The sequence below is a fragment of the Nesterenkonia sp. LB17 genome (assembly GCF_022565915.1).
Classification (GTDB): domain Bacteria; phylum Actinomycetota; class Actinomycetes; order Actinomycetales; family Micrococcaceae; genus Nesterenkonia.
The window spans coordinates 615,913-633,914 of record NZ_JAJOYX010000001.1; the positions used below are offsets into that span (position 1 = coordinate 615,913).

17 protein-coding genes are annotated in these 18,002 nt (G+C 69.7%); 13 read left to right on the plus strand and 4 right to left on the minus strand.

Annotation, left to right across the window (positions count from 1 at the left end):
• Positions 1-12: 12 nt before the first annotated feature.
• Positions 13-465 (minus strand): hypothetical protein, encoded by a 453-nt coding sequence (locus LTH96_RS02785; protein WP_241464221.1) that lies wholly within the window; start codon positions 463-465, stop codon positions 13-15.
• A gap of 5 nt (positions 466-470) precedes the next feature.
• Entirely contained in the window at positions 471-1,232 is a 762-nt protein-coding gene (dapB, locus tag LTH96_RS02790; protein WP_241464222.1) for a 4-hydroxy-tetrahydrodipicolinate reductase, read from the minus strand.
• 121 nt (positions 1,233-1,353) lie between these two features.
• Here dapB and LTH96_RS02795 point away from each other — a divergent pair, with 121 nt between their 5' ends.
• Genes LTH96_RS02795 through galK form a run of 4 tightly spaced genes read left to right on the plus strand, consistent with a single transcriptional unit; the run spans position 1,354 to position 5,649 of the window.
• The gene (locus LTH96_RS02795) at positions 1,354-2,223 is read left to right on the plus strand and encodes a DeoR/GlpR family DNA-binding transcription regulator (protein ID WP_241464223.1); all 870 of its coding nucleotides are present in this window, start codon (positions 1,354-1,356) and stop codon (positions 2,221-2,223) included.
• On the plus strand, positions 2,220-3,455 hold the full coding sequence (gene galT / locus LTH96_RS02800; RefSeq protein WP_241464225.1) for a galactose-1-phosphate uridylyltransferase: 1,236 nt from the start codon (positions 2,220-2,222) through the stop codon (positions 3,453-3,455). The genes LTH96_RS02795 and galT overlap by 4 nt, the downstream gene beginning before the upstream one ends.
• A complete protein-coding gene (galE, locus tag LTH96_RS02805) occupies positions 3,452-4,471 on the plus strand; it encodes a UDP-glucose 4-epimerase GalE (RefSeq protein ID WP_241464227.1) in 1,020 nt (339 codons plus the stop codon). Before galT ends, galE begins: the two co-directional genes overlap by 4 nt.
• Positions 4,468-5,649 (plus strand): galactokinase, encoded by a 1,182-nt coding sequence (gene galK / locus LTH96_RS02810; protein WP_241464228.1) that lies wholly within the window; start codon positions 4,468-4,470, stop codon positions 5,647-5,649. The genes galE and galK overlap by 4 nt, the downstream gene beginning before the upstream one ends.
• 43 nt (positions 5,650-5,692) lie before the next feature.
• Here galK and LTH96_RS02815 read toward each other — a convergent pair whose 3' ends face one another.
• Entirely contained in the window at positions 5,693-6,907 is a 1,215-nt protein-coding gene (locus LTH96_RS02815; RefSeq protein WP_241464230.1) for a heparan-alpha-glucosaminide N-acetyltransferase domain-containing protein, read from the minus strand.
• Between the two features lie 195 nt (positions 6,908-7,102).
• On the opposite strand from LTH96_RS02815, the gene LTH96_RS02820 reads away from it, so the two are divergent.
• Positions 7,103-7,924: a DUF4397 domain-containing protein gene (locus LTH96_RS02820; RefSeq protein WP_241464231.1), complete on the plus strand. Its 822-nt coding sequence runs from the start codon at positions 7,103-7,105 to the stop codon at positions 7,922-7,924.
• 33 nt (positions 7,925-7,957) lie between these two features.
• Here LTH96_RS02820 and LTH96_RS02825 read toward each other — a convergent pair whose 3' ends face one another.
• Positions 7,958-8,131: a hypothetical protein gene (locus LTH96_RS02825; RefSeq protein WP_241464232.1), complete on the minus strand. Its 174-nt coding sequence runs from the start codon at positions 8,129-8,131 to the stop codon at positions 7,958-7,960.
• Positions 8,132-8,385: 254 nt separating this feature from the next.
• On the opposite strand from LTH96_RS02825, the gene LTH96_RS02830 reads away from it, so the two are divergent.
• From LTH96_RS02830 to LTH96_RS02865, 8 genes are all read left to right on the plus strand, one after another.
• Positions 8,386-8,751: a class F sortase gene (locus tag LTH96_RS02830; protein ID WP_241464233.1), complete on the plus strand. Its 366-nt coding sequence runs from the start codon at positions 8,386-8,388 to the stop codon at positions 8,749-8,751.
• Positions 8,752-8,785: 34 nt separating this feature from the next.
• Positions 8,786-9,343: a sigma-70 family RNA polymerase sigma factor gene (locus tag LTH96_RS02835; RefSeq protein ID WP_241464234.1), complete on the plus strand. Its 558-nt coding sequence runs from the start codon at positions 8,786-8,788 to the stop codon at positions 9,341-9,343.
• Positions 9,336-10,223 carry an anti-sigma factor gene (locus LTH96_RS02840; RefSeq protein ID WP_241464235.1) on the plus strand — a complete coding sequence of 296 codons (888 nt, stop codon included), beginning with the start codon at positions 9,336-9,338 and terminating at the stop codon, positions 10,221-10,223. Before LTH96_RS02835 ends, LTH96_RS02840 begins: the two co-directional genes overlap by 8 nt.
• Positions 10,224-10,388: 165 nt before the next feature.
• Positions 10,389-11,306, plus strand: a complete 918-nt coding sequence (gene dapA / locus LTH96_RS02845) for a 4-hydroxy-tetrahydrodipicolinate synthase (protein WP_241464442.1) — start codon at positions 10,389-10,391, stop codon at positions 11,304-11,306.
• A gap of 96 nt (positions 11,307-11,402) precedes the next feature.
• A complete protein-coding gene (locus tag LTH96_RS02850) occupies positions 11,403-13,085 on the plus strand; it encodes a ribonuclease J (protein WP_241464236.1) in 1,683 nt (560 codons plus the stop codon).
• Between the two features lie 176 nt (positions 13,086-13,261).
• On the plus strand, positions 13,262-16,603 hold the full coding sequence (locus LTH96_RS02855; RefSeq protein ID WP_241464237.1) for a DNA translocase FtsK 4TM domain-containing protein: 3,342 nt from the start codon (positions 13,262-13,264) through the stop codon (positions 16,601-16,603).
• A gap of 7 nt (positions 16,604-16,610) precedes the next feature.
• Positions 16,611-17,303 carry a CDP-diacylglycerol--glycerol-3-phosphate 3-phosphatidyltransferase gene (gene pgsA, locus LTH96_RS02860; protein ID WP_241464238.1) on the plus strand — a complete coding sequence of 231 codons (693 nt, stop codon included), beginning with the start codon at positions 16,611-16,613 and terminating at the stop codon, positions 17,301-17,303.
• Complete coding sequence (locus LTH96_RS02865) at positions 17,296-17,949, plus strand: CinA family protein (protein WP_255727914.1); 654 nt, start codon at positions 17,296-17,298, stop codon at positions 17,947-17,949. The genes pgsA and LTH96_RS02865 overlap by 8 nt, the downstream gene beginning before the upstream one ends.
• The last annotated feature ends 53 nt before the right edge of the window (positions 17,950-18,002 follow it).

Consider the following 18,002-nt stretch of genomic DNA (forward strand, 5'->3'; position numbering starts at 1 on the left):
CCGGTGCAGGACCTACCGGCTTGAGCGGGCCGTCTTCTCCATGGCGATCGCCTTGCGCATGTTCTTCCGGGCTCGGGTGCGATCCCCGGCGATGTCATAGGCGATGGAGAGCCGGAACCAGGAGCGCCAGTCTGAAGGGGCGGCCTCGGCCTCGGCGGCGTAGATCTTGAACTGCTCATCGGCCTGGGCCCGGTTCGCCCGGCCTCCGGCAGAACGTTCCACGGTGTCTTCGGGCAGCCCGCCCTCGGTCTCCAGCCTCCGGCCCAATCGTTCAGTGCCGATGCCGAAGAGCAGCTCCCGGGCCAGCACCCAGACGCCGAGGATCACGATCAGCATCGCACCGGCGCCGATGAGCTGCGCGGCGAGGTCATCCACGCGCAGGAACCGCCAGGCTGAGGCCCCGGCGCCGACCAGCATGATGGCGAGCAGGACGATGACCAGTCCGGTCCAGAATTTCGTCTTCACGCGGGCTACAGTCCCAGGTCCAGGTAGCCGTCGAGCCCATGGGTCAGGCCTGGCCGCGATCCCACGGTGCGCAGACCCAGCAGCACGCCGGGCATGAAGGAGGCACGGTCGAAGGAGTCGTGACGGATGGTCAGCTGCTCACCGGTGGAGCCCAGCAGGACCTCCTGATGCGCGACGAGTCCGCGCAGCCGCACCGAATGCACGTGAATCCCGGCGACCTCGGCGCCGCGAGCACCTTCCAGGGCGGTCTCGGTGGCATCGGGGGAGGGGCCGACGTCGGCCGCGTCCCGCGCCTGACCCATCAGCTCCGCGGTGCGCACCGCGGTGCCTGAAGGGGCATCGACCTTCTTCGGGTGGTGCAGCTCGATGATCTCGGCAGAGTCGAAGTATTGCGCGGCCTTGGCGGCGAAGGCGGTGGCCAGCACCGAGCCCAGCGCGAAGTTCGGGGCGATCAGCACACCGGTGGAGCTGTGCGTGCTGAGCAGCTGCTCCAGAGCCTGCAGCTTCGCGGTGTCCCAGCCGGTGGTGCCGACCACCGCGTGGAGGCCATGCTCCACGGCGAAGCGGACATTGGCCTCGGTGGACTCCGGCACGGTCAGATCCACCACATGGGTGGCCCCGGCGGAGAGGATCTCGCTGAGCTCGTCTGTGCGGCCCTGCGCGGCGACCAGCTCCATGTCCGGTGCGTTCTGAACGGCTTTCACGGCCTCGATGCCCATGCGGCCGCCCGCGCCGAGGACGGCGACTCGAATCTCTGCTGTGCTCATCCCCCCAGCCTATCGTCCAGTCCTCCCCACCGGGGGTTCTCCCTGGACAGGTCAGGGGGTGTTGAAAACTGTTCGCTTGTGTTTGAATGTGAGCAACAGGTCGGCAAGTGAAGGGGAGTCCATGCTGGCAGCACAGCGCCGTGCCGGGATCGTCTCTCTGCTGGACGTCTCCGGGGCCGTGAGCGTCACCGAGCTCGCCGCGCACTTCGGGGTCTCGGACATGACCATCCGTCGGGACCTGGACAACCTCGCCGCCCACGGGCTCATCGCCAAGGTCCACGGAGGAGCCGTCGCCCCGGCCGATGCCGCCGTCGGCTCATCCGCGCGGCGCAGCGAGGAGCCGGGCTTCCCGGTGAAGTCAGCGCAGCGCCAGGCCGAGAAGGAAGCCATCGCCGCGGCCGCCGTTCAGCTGGTCCAGCCGGGGATGTCCATCGGCCTCTCCGCCGGCACCACCACCTGGGCGCTGGCGCACCGGCTCCTCGGCATCGGAGAGCTCACCGTGGTCACCAACTCCCCGCGGATCGCGGAGATCTTCCACCGCTCCGCCGAGCAGGCGCGGGCCGGCGGCGAAGCCCCGGAACAGACAGCCGCGGGCAGCGCACCAGCAGATCAGACCGTCATCCTCACCGGGGGAGTCCGGACGCCCTCGGACGCGCTGGTCGGCCCGATCGCGAACCAGGCGCTGCGCTCCCTGCATCTGGATCTGATCTTCCTCGGCGCCCACGGCTTTGCCCTGGAGGCCGGGTTCACCACTCCGAACCTGGAGGAGGCCGAGACCAACCGGACCTGGCTGCAGACCTCACCGCGCGCCGTCGTGCTGGCGGATCACAGCAAATGGAACGCCACAGCGCTGGGCACCTTCGCCGAGCTCGCGCAGATCCACACACTGATCACCGACACCGGCGTCGACGACGCCGCGGCCGATGCGCTGCGCGAGCAGCTCGAGGCGCTGATCCTCGCCGAACCCACCGAGACCAGGAGTCCCCGATGACCACCCCCGCCAGCGCCGCCGAGCGCCCCGCGCCCGCACCGCCGCAGCCCCTCCCCGGCGGGCATGCCGCGCAGCGCACCCGGGCCCAGCTCGCCGACGGCCGCGAGATCTTCTTCTTCGACGATGAGCCCCGCCGTCGCACCGTCGAGGACCGGCGCGAGATCTCCCGACCGGTGGGCGGCAACGAGATGCGCTATGACCCGCTGCTGCGCGAATGGGTGGCCATCGCCGCGGCCCGCCAGAATCGGACCCACCTGCCCTCCACCGATCAATGCCCGCTGTGCCCCTCGACGCCCGAGCGTGCCACCGAGGTCCCGCAGGGCCAGTACGACGTCGTCGTCTTCGAGAACCGCTTCCCCTCCTTCCGCGGCGACATCCCGATCCCCGAGGAGCTCCTGAGCACCACGACGGCGGCGCAGGAGTCCGCCGGTCTGCGCCACCCCGGCTCGGGCCGGTGCGAGGTGGTCTGCTTCACCGACCAGCACACCTCCGCGCTGGGGCAGGTCAGCGTCAGGCGGATGCGCACCGTGGTGGACGCCTGGGCGGACCGGACCGCCGCGATGCTCGCCGAACCCGGCGTCGAGCAGGTGTACTGCTTCGAGAACCGCGGCGAGGAGATCGGGGTGACGCTGAACCACCCGCACGGGCAGATCTACGGCTACCCCTTCGTCACCCCGCGCACCCGCACCCTGTTGGACTCCGCCGCGGACTACCGCGCCCGCCGCGACGCCGATCTCTTCGCCGACATCCTGGCCAGCGAGGTCGCCGACGGTCGCCGGGTCGTCGCGCGCACCGAGCACTGGACCGCGTTCACCCCCGCATGGGCGCGCTGGCCGGTGGAGCTGCACATCTACCCGCACCGCGCGGTGGAGCGGCTGCCCGAGCTCACCGACGCCGAACGCGACGACTTCGCCGCGCTCTACCTGGACCTGCTGCGCCGCGGCGACCTGCTCTTCGACTCACCCCTGCCCTACATCTCCGGCTGGCAGCAGGCCCCGGCCTCGGCCGCACCCGGGCTGATGCGGCTGCATCTGCAGCTGTTCTCGATCCGGCGGGCGGAGAACAAGCTGAAGTACCTGGCCGGCTCCGAATCCGGGATGGGCGTGTTCATCAATGACATCGCCCCTGAGGAGACGGCACGGCGACTCGTGGCGATCGGCCCGCAGGCGGCAGAATCAGACACGGCAGAGTCAGAGCAGGCAACACCCACCCAGACAGAGGAGACACCATGAAGCTGCTGGTCACCGGCGGTGCCGGGTATATCGGATCCGTGGTGGTGCAGCGGCTGCTCGCCGAGGGCCACACCGTGGAGGTCCTGGACAACCTGAGCACCGGCCACGCCGACTCCGTGCTGGACGGGGCGCGCTGGCACCAGGCCGAGCTGCTCCAGGTCGGTGAGATCCTGGACTCCAGCTTCGACGGTGTCGTCCACCTCGCCGCGCGCTCCCTGGTGGGGGAGTCGGTGAGACACCCGGAGCGCTACTGGCACGGCAACATCGTCGCCACCCTCGCGCTGCTCGATGCGATGCGCGAGGCCGGGGTCGGCCGGCTGGTGTTCTCCTCCACCGCCGCGGTCTACGGGGAGCCCGCCGGATCCAGCATCGCCGAATCGGACCCGACCATGCCGACCAACCCCTATGGGGCGTCGAAGCTGGCGATCGATCACATGCTCACCGCCGAGGCCCACGCCCACGGGCTGGCCGCGATCAGCCTGCGCTACTTCAACGTGGCCGGCGCCTCCGGGGACCTGCGCGAACGCCACGACCCGGAGACCCACCTGATCCCGAACCTGCTCAAGGTCGCCGCGGGGGAGAAGGAGTCCGCCAGCATCTTCGGCACCGACTACCCGACCGAGGACGGCACCGCGGTGCGCGACTACATCCATGTGCTCGACCTCGCCGAGGCGCACCTGCGCGCGCTGCAGGCCGCCGAACCCTCGACCCACGAGATCTACAACCTCGGCACCGGCACCGGCACCTCGGTGCGCCAGGTGATCGACGCCGTCCGCGAGGTCACCGGGGCTCCAGTTCCGGCGACGGAGGAGCCCCGCCGCGCCGGGGACCCGGCGGTGCTGGTCGCCTCCGGAGCGCGCGCGCTCGAGCGGCTGGGCTGGAGCCCGACCCGCGAGGTCCGCGAGATGGTCGCCGACGCCTGGGCCGCCCTGGGGCACGAGCCCGCCGCGACCCCCGACCCACAGACCGCCGGAACCCAGACCCCCGGAGACCAGGCCCGCGGAGGCGCCGCATGAGCTCCGAGCACCTGGCGCTCGCCGAGCACTTCCACGCCGCCTACGGCCGCGCCTGCACCGGGATCTGGGCCGCCCCGGGCAGGGTCAACCTGATCGGCGAGCACACCGACTACAACGGCGGCTTCGTGCTGCCCTTCGCTCTGCCTCAGGTCAGCGAGGTGGCGGCCGCGGCCCGCGAGGACCGGATGGTCCATGTGCGCTCGCTGCTCAACGGCGAGACCGCGGAGTTCAGCCTCGACGGGCTGGCCCCCGGCGTCGTCGCGGGCTGGGCCGCCTATGCCGCCGGGGTGCTCTGGTCACTGGAGCAGGCCGGACACCGGCTGCCCGGCCTGGACCTGCTCATCGACTCCACGGTGCCCATCGGCGCGGGACTGTCCTCCTCGGCCGCCCTGGAGTGCTCGGTGGTGCTGGCGGCCACCGACCTGGCCGGCGTCGACCTGCCCGCCGCGGAGCTGGCCCGGCTCGCGCAGCACGCGGAGAACGACTTCGTGGGCATGCCCTGCGGGATCATGGACCAGATGGCCTCGGTCGCCGCCGAGGCCGAGCACGTGCTGCTGCTGGACACCCGCAGCATGAGCACCGAACAGGTCCCGTTCACCCTGGCCCCGGATGATCTCGCGCTGCTGGTCATCGACTCCCGCGCCGAGCACCGCCTCGTGGACGGCGAGTACGCCGCCCGCCGCGCCCAGTGCGAGGCCGGCGCCCGGACGCTGGGGGTGCAGAGTCTGCGCGAGCTCACCGACGACGGGGTCGCGCCCGAGGAGCTGCCGGCGCGGCTCCCCGACGAGGTCACCCTGCGACGGGTCCGGCACGTGCTCACCGAGAACGCGCGGGTGCTCGCCGCCCGGGAGGCGCTGCGCACCGGCGCCTACGCCCAGCTCGGTGAGATCCTTTCTGCATCCCACGCCTCTGCCCGCGATGACTTCGAGATCACCGTCGAAGAGACCGACACCATGGTGCAGACGCTGCTCTCGGTGCCGGCCTCCGATCACGTGCAGCCCGCGCTGGGGGCCAGGCAGGTGGGCGGCGGATTCGGTGGGTGCGTGATCGCGCTGATCCAGGCGGACTCCTTCGACGGGCTGCTCGCCGCGGTCCAGGACAATGCCCGCCGGCGCGGCTTCACCGAGCCCACCGGCTTCCTGGCGCACGCCTCCGCCGGAGCCCGCCGCCTCGCCTGAGCGCCGTGCGGGAACCGCCGCCGTGCCTGCGCCGTGCGAGGGCCTAGCGGCCCGCGACGGCGTTTCCGGCCGCGTGGGCCAGCGCCTCCAGCGGGCCGCGACGGCGCAGGATGAAGCGCAGCAGACCCGCGCCCAGGGCGCCAATGATCAGGATCATCAGCATCTCCATCGGCGAATACTCGGTGAGGAAGGTCAGGAAGTCCGGCACCGGAGCCCCGCGCCAGAAGTGCAGCACCACGATGTGGGCCACGTAGAGGGTCAGCGGCATCGCACCCGCGCCGATCAGCGGTGCCAGCAGCCAGCGCAGCTTCTCCGCGACCAGCAGGCACAGCCCCAGCACCAGCATCGAGGTGCCGATGGTGTGGATCAGGTCCATGGTGGAGCCCTCATGGGGGGTGGCAAGCAGAAACCACAGATCCTCGGTGACCAGCGGAACCTGGAAGGTCCCGACCAGCAGCTCGGCGCGCATCTCGGCGCTGGACCAGCCATAGCGGGCCGCCAGTTCGGGGATCAGCGAGGACTGCCAGAGCATCCACAGGTGCACCGCGTAGCTCGCCGCGGCCAGCACGAGACCGATGCCGGCCAGCTTCAGCGCGGTGGGGGCGCGGTGCAGCTGCAGCCGGCCGATGGCCATGCCGGTGAAGAGGTAAGCCGGCCACAGCAGCAGCGGGTAGTACCCGGTCAGCGCCAGATCCATGCCCAGCACCGCCGGATTGGCCAGGTCGGCGACGCCGGGGGAGTGCCAGAGCCGCCAGATGTCGGGGAATCCCTCCCAGGAGCTGCGCAGATCGTTGTGCAGCCACCAGAACGCCACCGGGGCTGCGGCCACCCAGGCCCCGGCGAGCGCGAACAGCGGCACCGCGCCCAGACGCAGGAACGGCAGCGCGAGCAGGAAGAGCAGGCCGTAGTGCACCAGGATGATCGCCACTCCGGAGTTCAACGAGGCCAACAGCAGCCCGATCACCACCACGACCAGCGCGCGCCCCGCCACAGCCTTGCGGTCCCCGGCGAGCTGCGCCCCGGAATGGGGTCGGCCGGCGCCGCCGCTGAGCAGCGAGAGCCCCACCCCGGCCAACATCGCGAACAGCGCGGAGGGCCGTCCGGTGAAGAGCAGCCCGGCCCAGCTCGCGTCCTGGCCGGTCTCAGAGATGGTGGGCAGCGCGTGGACGCTCATCATCCCCAGCAGCGCGAGACCGCGGGCGGCATCGACACCGGAGATGCGGCGCGGACGTACGGAGGTGGTGCCAGCTTTGATCACCGTATGTACGTTACTGCTTTCTCGGGCCGACGATCGCCGAGCGCCTGGTGAGCGCGCCAGCGGACCACTTGAGCGGCCCGGGAGAAAAAAGTTTCGAATCCGCTGCAACCTTTTCGCGGCTCCGACGGTAGTCCTGATGTGAGCACAAAAAGTGATCACCATCACTGCCTTCAGGCACCCTGAAAGGACAACGCCATGCGCAAGTCACTTCCACTCGCCACCACCGCTCTCGTCGGGATGGCCATCGCTGCCACCGCGGCCCCTGCCTACGCCGACGAGCATGAGGCCTCCGCTCAGCTCTCCGTGCTGCACGCCGTGCCGGACCTTCCCGTCGACGTCTACGTCAACGGCGAGCTGACCCTCGATGACTTCAACCCAGGTGACCTGGCCGGGCCGCTGGAGCTGCCGGGCGGCGACTACGAGATCGCGATCACCGCCGCCGACGCCGCCGATGCCTCGGATCCGGTGCTCGGCCCCGTGGACGTCTCCCTGGAGGGCGGCGGGAACTACACCGCAGCCGCCCACCTGGACGCCGACGGCAACCCGACCGTGACCGCGTTCGGCAACGACACCTCGGAGCTCGCGGCCGGTGAGGGTCGCCTCACGGTGCGCCACGTGGCCGCCGCCCCCGAGGTCGACATCTGGGCCAACGGCGAGGTCGCCGTCGAGTCGCTGGCGAACCCGGACGAGGCCGCGCTGGAGCTGCCTGCCGGCACGCTTGAGGCCGCCGTGTCTCTGGCCGGCGAGTCTGACCCGGTCATCGGCCCGGCTGATGTCGACGTCGCCGAAGGCGTCAACACGATCGTCTACGCCTGGGGCTCCGCCGCGGACGGCAACCTGGCTCTGGCAACCCAGACGGTCGACGCCGCGCACTCCTCGCCAGACGGCGTGCCCACCGGCAACTTCGAGGTCGTCGCCGGCCAGTCCACTGCCGGCTGGGTCGCCGGCATCGGCGTGCTGGCCCTGATGGGCGTCGGAGCCGTGGCCATGGGTGCCCGCGCCAAGAGCCGCGCCTGAGATGAACAACCACCGTCGTCGCCTGCGGGCGGGTCACTCCGCCAGCCTGGCTCTCATGCTCACCGCTTCTCTGGTCGCAACAGGGTGCGCCACGGGGACTGCGGCCAGCTCCGAGGGCCAGGCGGCGGCGGTCTCGGCCTCCGGAGCATCCCCGGGACCGTCGGCGTCTTCCCCTTCGCCGACGGCCCCCGGATCTCCGGAGGCCACCCCCTCAGTCCTGAGTCCCGGATCCGTCCCGGTCCAACCTGCCGAGCAGGGAGAACAGGAGCCCACTCCCGAGCCCGTGCAGGTGCTCTACCCGGAGATCGATGCAGACATCCCGGTGGAGCCGCGGGGGGGGGGGGGCGGGGGGGGGGGGGGGGGCCCCCCCCCCCCCCCCCCCCCCCCCCCGGGGGCCGAGACCCACGCCCCCCGTTGCCTACATCCCGGTGGAGCCGCGCGGCGTCGCCGGGGATGGCCAGATGGACATCCCCGACGACGCCGCCCAGGCGGCCTGGTACGAATACGGCAAGGCGCCGGCCGATGAGGTCGGGACCACCGTCATCTCGGCCCATGCCGGCTCGCAGGAGACCCCGGTCGGGCCGCTCTATGCATTGAAGGACTCCAGTCCGGGTGAGGAGGTGACCGTCCTTGACGAAGCCGGAGATGCACATCACTATGAAGTCACACAGGTGGAACAGCTCGGCAAGGACGGCCTGGACTTCGCTCCGTATTTCGAGCGGACCGGGGAGCACCGTCTCGTGCTGATCACCTGTGGGGGTCAGTGGATCGATGAGCGCAGCAGCTATGCGGACAACATCATCGTGGTCGCCGAACCCCTCGATTGAGCAGGCGACAGCTCCGGTTGCGCCTGGCCTGCCCGTGCCCCCCGACCGAGGAGTCGCTCTGGATCATCAGCACCTTGCGATGCGCTTCGCGGCCGGGGAGCCCGCAGCCATGCACGACCTCTACCGCCAGCACGGTAGCTTCGTGTTCTCCCTGTGTATGGCCGCGCTCCGGCATCGTCAGGACGCGGAGGATGCCACCCAGCAGGTTTTCACCCGGGCCTGGCGTTCACGGGACACCTATGACATCACCCATCCCACCGGCGCCTGGCTCACCGGGATCACCCGGCGCGTGATCGCCGATGTCTTCGCCCGGCGGGAGAAGGATCTGCAAGCCGCCGAGGCCGGGGCCGACGCGGCTGCGCGCGACGGTGCGCCGCAGCCGACCGACGCCGTGGTCGACCGAGTGGTGGTCCAGCAGAGCCTGAATCAGCTGGGACCGCCGCAGAGTGAGATAATTCGTCTGGCCTACACCGAGGACCTTCCGCTCAAGATCATCGCGGAACGCCTGGAGATGCCGCTCGGCACCGTGAAATCCCATGTCCACCGGGGACTGGCACGCATGAGACAAAGTCTGGAGGTGCATAGTGACTGAACAGATTCCCGCGCGGAACGGTTTCGGCACCAACGGGCACCTGACGGACGAGTACCTCGCGGTCCTGGCCGATCCGCGGCTCGCCCACACCGAGTCGGCCGCCGACCAGACTGATGATCAGACCTTGGACCAGATCCACCCGCCACTCCCAGCTGCCCAGCGCGAGCACCTCGGACTCTGCGGGCCCTGCCACGCGGCCTTCGAGGCCACCGAGCGTGCCATGGAGGCGCTGCGGGATCCCGCCGCGCTGCACGAGCCCCCCGCCGGGCTCTGGGACCGGATCGCCGCCGAGATCGCAGCGACCCCGGAGCATGCCTCGGACCGGGGCGCCTCGATGGCCTCGGTCACCGAGCTGCGCCCCCGGACCAGTGACCGGAACAGCCGCCGGCAGAGCCAGCGGGAACCTTCCCGGCGCAGCCGCGCCTGGATCCCGCTCGCGGCAGCCGCCGCAGGGGCGTTGCTCGGCGGCGCGGCGGTGGCAGCTGTGCTCGGCCAGGGAGACGCCGCCGAGGTCGAGCTTCCCGTGGCCGTCCCCACCGTCGTCGGCGACGCCACCTTGGAACCGGTGGCCGCAGAGGACTTCACCGGCCGCGCCGAGATGGTCGAGACCGAGGCGGGGGCCCTGGAGCTCACCGTAGAGATCTCCGCGGCCCCGGACCCCGAGGCCGGATACTTCGAGGTGTGGCTGCGCGATGAGGACGGCACCCAGCTGATCTCCCTCGGCTCCGCCACCGCCGGCTCCACCACCTTCACGGTGCCCGCCGGCATCGATCTGAGCCAGTACCCCGTGGTCGACGTCTCCCACGAGCACTTCGACGGGGACCCCGGGCACAGCGGCATCACCCTGGGCGCGGGTCCCATGGAGGAAGCCGACATCTGACCCCGCGGCCGGGTCCCGGCCAGGATCCGGTCAGGTCTCGGCCCAGTCCCGGCCAGGTCCGCGCGGAGTTCCTGCCCGTCGCTGGCCCGTCGGCGGGGCCCACGCGGTAGGCTGTTGCTTATGGCAAGCGACAACGAGCCCACACACGAATTCGATCCGCACCTCATGGAGGGGCAGGTCCAGCACCCGGATCAGACCGACCCGTACTTCGGGCACCTGATCACGGCGATGGTGACGCCTTTCACCCCCGATGACAAGATCGATTTCGAGGCCTTCGAAGCGCTTGCCGTAAGGCTCGTCGAGGAGGGCAACGACTCCCTGGTGGTCTCGGGCACCACCGGTGAGACCTCCACGCTGGAGGACCACGAGAAGGAATCCCTGGTCCGCGCGGCCAAGTCCGCCGTCGGAGACCGGGCGAAGGTCATCGCCGGCACCGCGACCAACCACACCGACCACGACCTGCTCATGGCCAAGCGCGCCGAGCGCGCCGGGGCCGACGGCCAGCTGGTGGTCACCCCGTATTACAACAAGCCCAGCCAGGACGGAGTGTTCGCGCACTTCACCGCCGTGGCCAATGCCGCTGACCTGCCGCTGATGGTCTATGACATCCCCGGACGCACCGGCATCCCGATCGCCACCGAGACGATCCTCAAGCTCGCCGAGCACCCGCACATCATGTCGCTCAAGGACGCCAAGAACGACATCACCGCCACCACCGAGGTGCTCACCAAGACCGACCTCGAGGTCTACTCCGGCGATGACCAGAATGTGCTCGCCTGGATGGCGATGGGCGCCGCCGGAGTCGTCTCGGTCACAGCCCATGTGGCGTCCCCGACCTTCCGACGGATGATCGACGCGGTGCTCAACTACGAGCTGCGCGAGGCGCGCATCGCCCACGGCGAGCTTGGCCCCGTCATCCGCGCGATGATGACCCGCGTCCAGGGCGCAGTCTCCTGCAAGCAGGTGCTCAACTGGCTCGGCACCGGGATGCACCCCAGCGTCCGCCTGCCCCTGGTGCAGGCCAACGAACTCGAGAAACAACTGATCATCGCCGACCTGCGCGAGGCAGGCTGGCAGCTCTGAGGGACCCGTTCGAAGAACGGGCTGCCAGCGGAGCAGAGAACGCAACCACTACACAATTGAGGTCCCCACCGGGATCTCTCGAGGAGGAATCTCACCTTGGCAGCACAGCGCCTCATCACTCCACCGAAACTCCGCCGCGGCACCCTGCGCACCGTCGCCCTTGGCGGCCTGGGGGAGGTCGGGCGCAACATGACGGTCTTCGAGATCGACGGCAAGCTGCTGATCGTCGACTGCGGCGTCCTCTTCCCCGAAGAGGAACAGCCCGGCGTGGACCTGATCCTTCCTGACTTCAGCTACATCGAGAACCGGCTCGACGACGTCGTCGGCCTGGTCCTGACCCACGGCCACGAGGACCACATCGGGGCCGTCCCGTACCTGTTGCGCAAGAAGCCCGACATCCCCCTGATCGGCTCCACGCTGACCCTGGCCTTCATCGAGGCCAAGCTGACCGAGCACCGGATCAAGCCCTACACGCTCGAGGTCAAAGAGGGCGACATCGAGGACTTCGGCCCCTTCCAGTGCGAGTTCATCGCGGTCAACCACTCCATCCCGGACGCGCTGGCCCTGTTCATCCGCACCGAGGCCGGCACCGTGCTTCACACCGGTGACTTCAAGATGGACCAGCTGCCCCTGGACGGGCGGATCACCGACCTGCGCCACTTCGCCAAGCTCGGCGAAGAGGGCGTGGACCTGTTCCTCACCGACTCCACCAACGCCGACGTCCCTGGCTTCACCACCCCGGAGAAGGAGATCGGTCCGACCCTGGACCAGCTCTTCGGCACCTCCAACCGGCGGATCATCGTGGCGTCCTTCTCCTCCCACGTGCACCGCGTGCAGCAGGTGCTCAACGCCGCCCACGCGCACAACCGCAAAGTGGCCTTCGTCGGCCGCTCGATGGTGCGCAACATGGGCATCGCCTCGAAGCTCGGGTTCCTGGACGTGCCCGAGGGCATCCTGGTGGACATGAAGAAGGTGGACAACTACCCCGACTCCGAGGTGGTGCTGATGTCCACCGGCTCGCAGGGCGAGCCGATGGCCGCGCTCTCGCGCATGGCCAACGGCGACCACCCGATCCAGGTGGGCGACGGCGACACCGTCATCCTGGCCTCCTCGCTGATCCCCGGCAACGAGAACGCGGTCTTCCGCGTGATCAACGGGCTGCTCAAGCTCGGCACCGACGTGATCCACAAGGGCACCGCCAAGGTCCACGTCTCCGGACACGCCTCCGCCGGTGAGCTGCTCTACTGCTACAACATCGTCAAGCCCAAGAACGTCATGCCGGTCCACGGCGAGACCCGCCACCTGATCGCCAACGGCAAGCTCGCCGAGGACACCGGGGTCCCCAGCGACCGCGTCATCCTCGCCGATGACGGCTCCGTGGTGGACCTGCACAAGGGCGTCGCGCAGATCGTCGGCCAGGTCGAGTGCGGCTACGTCTACGTGGACGGCTCCTCGATCGGCGAGATCACCGACAACGACCTCAAGGACCGACGCGTCCTGGGCGAAGAGGGCTTCATCTCCGTGGTCGTGGTGGTCAACCGGCAGACCGGCAAGATCATCTCCGGACCAGACATCCACGCCCGCGGCGTCGCCGAGGAGGATCAGGTCTTCAAGGACATCAAGCCGAAGATCTCCCGCGCGCTGACCGAGGCGATCCAGGACAACAAGGAGCACACCACGCATCAGCTGCAGCAGATCGTGCGCCGCACCATGGGCTCCTGGGTGGCGCGCAAGCTGCGCCGCAAGCCGATGATCGTCCCGGTGGTCGTCGAGACCTGATCCATCGGGTCGCCCCGCCCGGGTCAGCTCGACCTGCACCGGTCAGATCTGCACCATCACGCCGCTGGGCCTCGCATCATGCGGGGCCCAGCGGCGCATCCGGCGCAAGGGTGTGACGGGGTCCAAAGGTGTGCCGATCGGTGACCGGACCCGGCATCGAGGGTAAGTTAGCCTCTATGGCGACACGTACTTCCCCCTCGCGAGCCGCCAGCACCAAAGGAAGCAAGACCTCCAAAAGTGCATCCGGCCGCGCGACGACGTCGAAGAATCCCTCCAACCCACCGGCAGAGTCCCCCCGCGGGAACCTGCTGGCCTCCGCCGCACGCGGCTTCTGGCTGGCCCTGGCCACGCCGGTGGCCTCTGCTGTGCGCGGGATCGGTCGGCAGGTGAAGGTTCACCCCGATGATCGCCGCGACGGCGCCGGACTGGTGTTCTTCCTGCTCGCGCTGCTCACCGCGGTGGTCGACTGGTGGGGAGCCCGCACCCTGGATCACTGGGCGGTCAACCTGGTGCACACCTCCACGGCGGGGACCTTCGGCTGGGCCTCGGTGATCCTTCCGCTGATCCTGTTCATCGCCGCCGTGCGCTACTTCCGCGCACCCCAGGAGCATGCCGGCAACGCCCGGATCGCCGCAGGCAGCGCCATCATCCTGGTCGCCTCGGCCGGGGTCGTGCACCTGGCCAACGGTCTGCCCACGATCAACGAGGCCTTCACCGTCGGCGACGACGGCACCTTCACCGCCCTGCTGAACTCCGGGGGAGTCATCGGCTACCTGGTCAGCGTCCCGCTGGCCTCCCTGGTGACCCCCTACCCGGTCTGGGCGCTGCTGCTGCTCGCGCTGCTCGCCGGACTCCTGGTCATCACCGACACCCCGCTGCGGCGGGTCCCCGACCGTGTCGCGGTCGCCAAGGGCTTCATCGTCGGGGAGCGCCGCGAGCCGCTCAAGGATCCGAGTCTTCCCTCCGGCGGCTCGGCCCAGCAGTCGGCACCCGCGCAGAAGTCGGGCTCGAAGTCAGCGTCCAAGTCAGCGCCCGCATCACAGTCAAAGTCTCACGACGACGACGCCCAGGCCCGCCCGCGTCGCGCCGCCCGCCACGCCGAGGACGGCGGCGGCGAGGGCCGCACCAAGAAGTCCCTGCTGTCGAAGATCATGGGCACCAAGCAGGATACCGAGGACTCAGACACCGACTCCTTCGGCCACGAAGACCCCGAGGCCAGGCGCGCCACCGAGGGCGCCTACGAGGACCCGGTGTTCAACGAGTCCGAGCAGGACTCGTTCGGCTCTCCGGCAGTGCCTGCCGGGGTGCGCCGCCCCACCGCCCAGGAGCGCGCCATCCAGCGCGCCCGGGAGAAGGCCGCACCGGCAGCCGCAGCCCACGCGGCACCCGCTGCAGCGGCGGCGCCTGCCGTGCCGCCGTCGGGCGTTCCGTCCTCCGCGGGACTGAAGCGCAATCCCAACCCCGAGGCGCCCGCTCCGGCCGCCGCCATGCCGGTGCGCTCGGAGCAGCTCACCCTCGGTGGCGACGTCACCTACACGCTGCCCGAACAGGGGCTGCTGCCCTCGGGTCCGCCGGCCAAGGAGCACACCGCCGCCAACGATGAGATCGTCCACGCGCTGAACCAGACCTTCCAGCAGTTCAAGGTCGAAGCCCAGGTCACAGGGTTCTCCCGCGGCCCCACCGTCACCCGGTACGAGGTGGAGCTGGTTCCCGGCACCAAGGTGGAGAAGGTCACCGGGCTGGAGAAGAACATCTCCCTCGCCGTGGCCTCGAACGAGGTCCGGATCCTCTCGCCGATCCCGGGCAAGTCAGCCATCGGCATCGAGATCCCGAACAAGGACAAGGAAGTCGTCGCCCTGGGTGACGTGCTGCGCTCCAACGCGGCGCGGAAGACCGAGCACCCGATGGTCATGGGTGTGGGCAAGGACGTGGAGGGCGGCTTCGTCGTCGCCAACCTGGCCAAGATGCCGCACCTGCTCGTCGCCGGCGCCACCGGTGCGGGCAAGTCAGCGTTCGTGAACTCCATGGTCACCTCGATCCTGATGCGCGCCACCCCCGATGAGGTGCGCCTGGTCATGGTGGACCCCAAGCGGGTGGAGCTCACCGCCTACGAAGGTGTCCCGCACCTGGTCACCCCGATCATCACGGACGCCAAGAAGGCCGCCGAGGCGCTGCAGTGGGTGGTCAAGGAGATGGACAACCGCTACGACGACCTCGCCCACTTCGGCTATAAGCACGTGGACGACTTCAACAAGGCCGTGCGCAGCGGAGCGATCCAGCTGCCGCCGGACTCCAAGCGCGACCTGCGCCCCTACCCGTATCTGCTGGTGATCGTCGATGAGCTCGCCGACCTGATGATGGTCGCTCCGCGCGACGTCGAAGACTCGATCGTGCGCATCACCCAGCTCGCCCGCGCCGCCGGCATCCACCTGGTGCTGGCCACCCAGCGTCCCTCGGTCAACGTGGTCACCGGGCTGATCAAGGCGAACATCCCCTCCCGGATGGCCTTCGCCACCTCTTCCTCCACCGACTCCCGCGTGGTGCTTGACTCGGTGGGCGCCGAGAAGCTGCTCGGACAGGGCGATGCGCTGTTCCTGCCGGCAGGTCGGCCCAACCCGATGCGCGTGCAGGGGGCCTGGGTCAACGACTCCGAGGTCCACGCCGTGGTCGAGCATGTGAAGTCCCAGCTCAAGGCCCAGTACCGCGAAGACGTGGTGCCGGAGAAGGTCTCGAAGAAGATCGACGAGGACATCGGCGACGATCTCGACGTGCTCCTTCAGGCCACCGAGCTGGTGGTCACCACCCAGTTCGGCTCCACCTCGATGCTCCAGCGCAAGCTGCGCGTCGGCTTCGCCAAGGCCGGGCGACTGATGGACCTGATGGAATCCCGCGGTGTGGTCAGCGCCTCCGAGGGCTCCAAGGCCCGCGACGTGCTGGTCTCCCCGGAGGAGCTCCCCGGCCTGCTCGCCATGATGCGCGGCGAGGAGCCGCGGGCGGCGGCGCCCAGCGAGGCCGCACCGGAGGCGTACGACAACACCGGGATCGAATACGAGCCCGGCCAGTCGGTGCAGACCGCGCCCAGCGGCATCCTCGGGGTCGAAGAGCCTGCGCACAGTCCGACGTCAGCCGCAGGCGCCGGCTCCGCCTACTCGGCGGCCTCCGGTCACTCCGCCCACTCGGCCGCTTCCGGTCACTCCGCTCCGTCCGGTCACTCGGCGGTCTCCGCCGTCTCGGCGCCGGATCCGGCTGGCTATCCGACGACCCAGCCCACCCAGATCCAGCCGATCCAGCCGCGCGAGGGCAGCGACTATCCCGCTCGCGGCGAGGAGGAGCCCACGCAGACCGCACCCACCCAGGCTGTCGGGCAGCGCCAGGTCAGCCGCGCCTCGCTCTCCAGCGCCGACCTGATCGCCCGTGATCTCGCCGAACGCACGGCGGCCCTGCCGCAGGCGAGGGACTATCATGACGGGCACGACTCCACATCCGGCGAGGATATGTGGGAATTGACCGGACGTTGAGAGACTCATGACTGACACACCGCGCGAACGAGACGCACAGACCGGGCAGCCGGCCGAACCGCCGCTGCTCAACATCGCCAACATCCTCACCATGGTGCGCATAGCGCTGGTCCCGGTCTTTATCTGGCTCCTGGTGCTCGACGCCCAGGGCGAGGTGTTCGGCGGGTCCGGCGAGGCCACCAACGGCGGATGGCGCTGGGCCGCCGCAGGGGTCTTCGCACTGGCGGTGCTCACCGACAAGATCGATGGCGACCTCGCCCGGTCCCGCAACCTGGTCACCGACTTCGGCAAGATCGCTGACCCCATCGCGGACAAGCTGCTGATCGGGGCCGGCCTGGTCATGCTCTCGCTGCTCGGTGAGCTTCCCTGGTGGGTGACCATCGTGATCCTTGCCCGTGAGCTCGGCGTCACCGTGCTGCGCATGGTCGTGATCCGCTACGGCGTGATGCCGGCCTCCCGCGGCGGCAAGCTCAAGACGGTGCTGCAGTCCGCCGGCCTGCTGCTGATGCTGCTGCCCCTGGTGGTCATCGCGACCTGGCTGGCCGACGTCGCCTTCTGGATCATGATCCTCGCCCTGGCCGTCACCGTGGTCACCGGAGTGGACTACCTGATCTCCGCGATCCGGATGCGCCGCCGGGTGCGCCAGGAGCGTGCAGACTCTGCCGCGGCCGATCACCCCAGGTCGCCCGACGATGACTGATCTCTCCAGCGAGCCCGACCGGATCTCCGGACAGGCCGGAGAGGTCGCCCGCGCCGCGGAGCGCCGGACCGAGCCGCGCACCATCATCCAGAGCCTGGGGCACCGGGGCCTCACCCTGGCCACCGCTGAATCGCTGACCGCCGGCGGTCTCTGCTCCCGCATCGCCGAGGTGCCCGGCACCTCGGTGGCTCTGCTTGGCGGCGTCGTCGCCTATTCCAGCGCCGTGAAACGTAATGTTCTCGACGTCGATGCGCAGCTGCTCGAGGATCGCGGCGCCGTGGATCCCGAGGTCGCGGCGGCCATGGCGCGCGGCGTCGCGTTCTGCACGGGAGCCGATATCGGCATCGCGACGACCGGCGTGGCCGGGCCCGAACCTCACGAGGGCAAGGACGTGGGCACGGTCTATCTGGGGCTGGCCTGCAGAGAGTCCTCAGCCGAGCGGCTCGGACTGCGCCTTCCCGCCGGCTGCGAACCGGTCTCGGCGGGACTCGCCCCCGAGACCGCTGAGACGTGGATCTCTGGATCCCTGCTGCTGGATCTGCACGGTGACCGCGCAGAGATCCGCGCCGCCTCGGTGGAGGGCGCATTGAAGCTTGTCGAAGACTTCTTGCTCACCGAACCTCATGGCATCGGGGATCGGGACTAGAGTAGGCGTATAGGGACCTTCAGCCACCCCGGGAAGAAAACACCTGCCAAGAC

Coding starts and splice junctions, on each gene's coding strand:
- dapB (WP_241464222.1), bottom strand. CDS start 1,232: ATGAGCACAGCAGAGATTCGAGTCGCCGTCCTCGGCGCGGGCGGCCGC.
- LTH96_RS02795 (WP_241464223.1), top strand. CDS start 1,354: ATGCTGGCAGCACAGCGCCGTGCCGGGATCGTCTCTCTGCTGGACGTC.
- galT (WP_241464225.1), top strand. CDS start 2,220: ATGACCACCCCCGCCAGCGCCGCCGAGCGCCCCGCGCCCGCACCGCCG.
- galE (WP_241464227.1), top strand. CDS start 3,452: ATGAAGCTGCTGGTCACCGGCGGTGCCGGGTATATCGGATCCGTGGTG.
- galK (WP_241464228.1), top strand. CDS start 4,468: ATGAGCTCCGAGCACCTGGCGCTCGCCGAGCACTTCCACGCCGCCTAC.
- LTH96_RS02820 (WP_241464231.1), top strand. CDS start 7,103: ATGCGCAAGTCACTTCCACTCGCCACCACCGCTCTCGTCGGGATGGCC.
- LTH96_RS02830 (WP_241464233.1), top strand. CDS start 8,386: ATGGACATCCCCGACGACGCCGCCCAGGCGGCCTGGTACGAATACGGC.
- dapA (WP_241464442.1), top strand. CDS start 10,389: ATGGAGGGGCAGGTCCAGCACCCGGATCAGACCGACCCGTACTTCGGG.
- LTH96_RS02855 (WP_241464237.1), top strand. CDS start 13,262: ATGGCGACACGTACTTCCCCCTCGCGAGCCGCCAGCACCAAAGGAAGC.
- pgsA (WP_241464238.1), top strand. CDS start 16,611: ATGACTGACACACCGCGCGAACGAGACGCACAGACCGGGCAGCCGGCC.
- LTH96_RS02865 (WP_255727914.1), top strand. CDS start 17,296: ATGACTGATCTCTCCAGCGAGCCCGACCGGATCTCCGGACAGGCCGGA.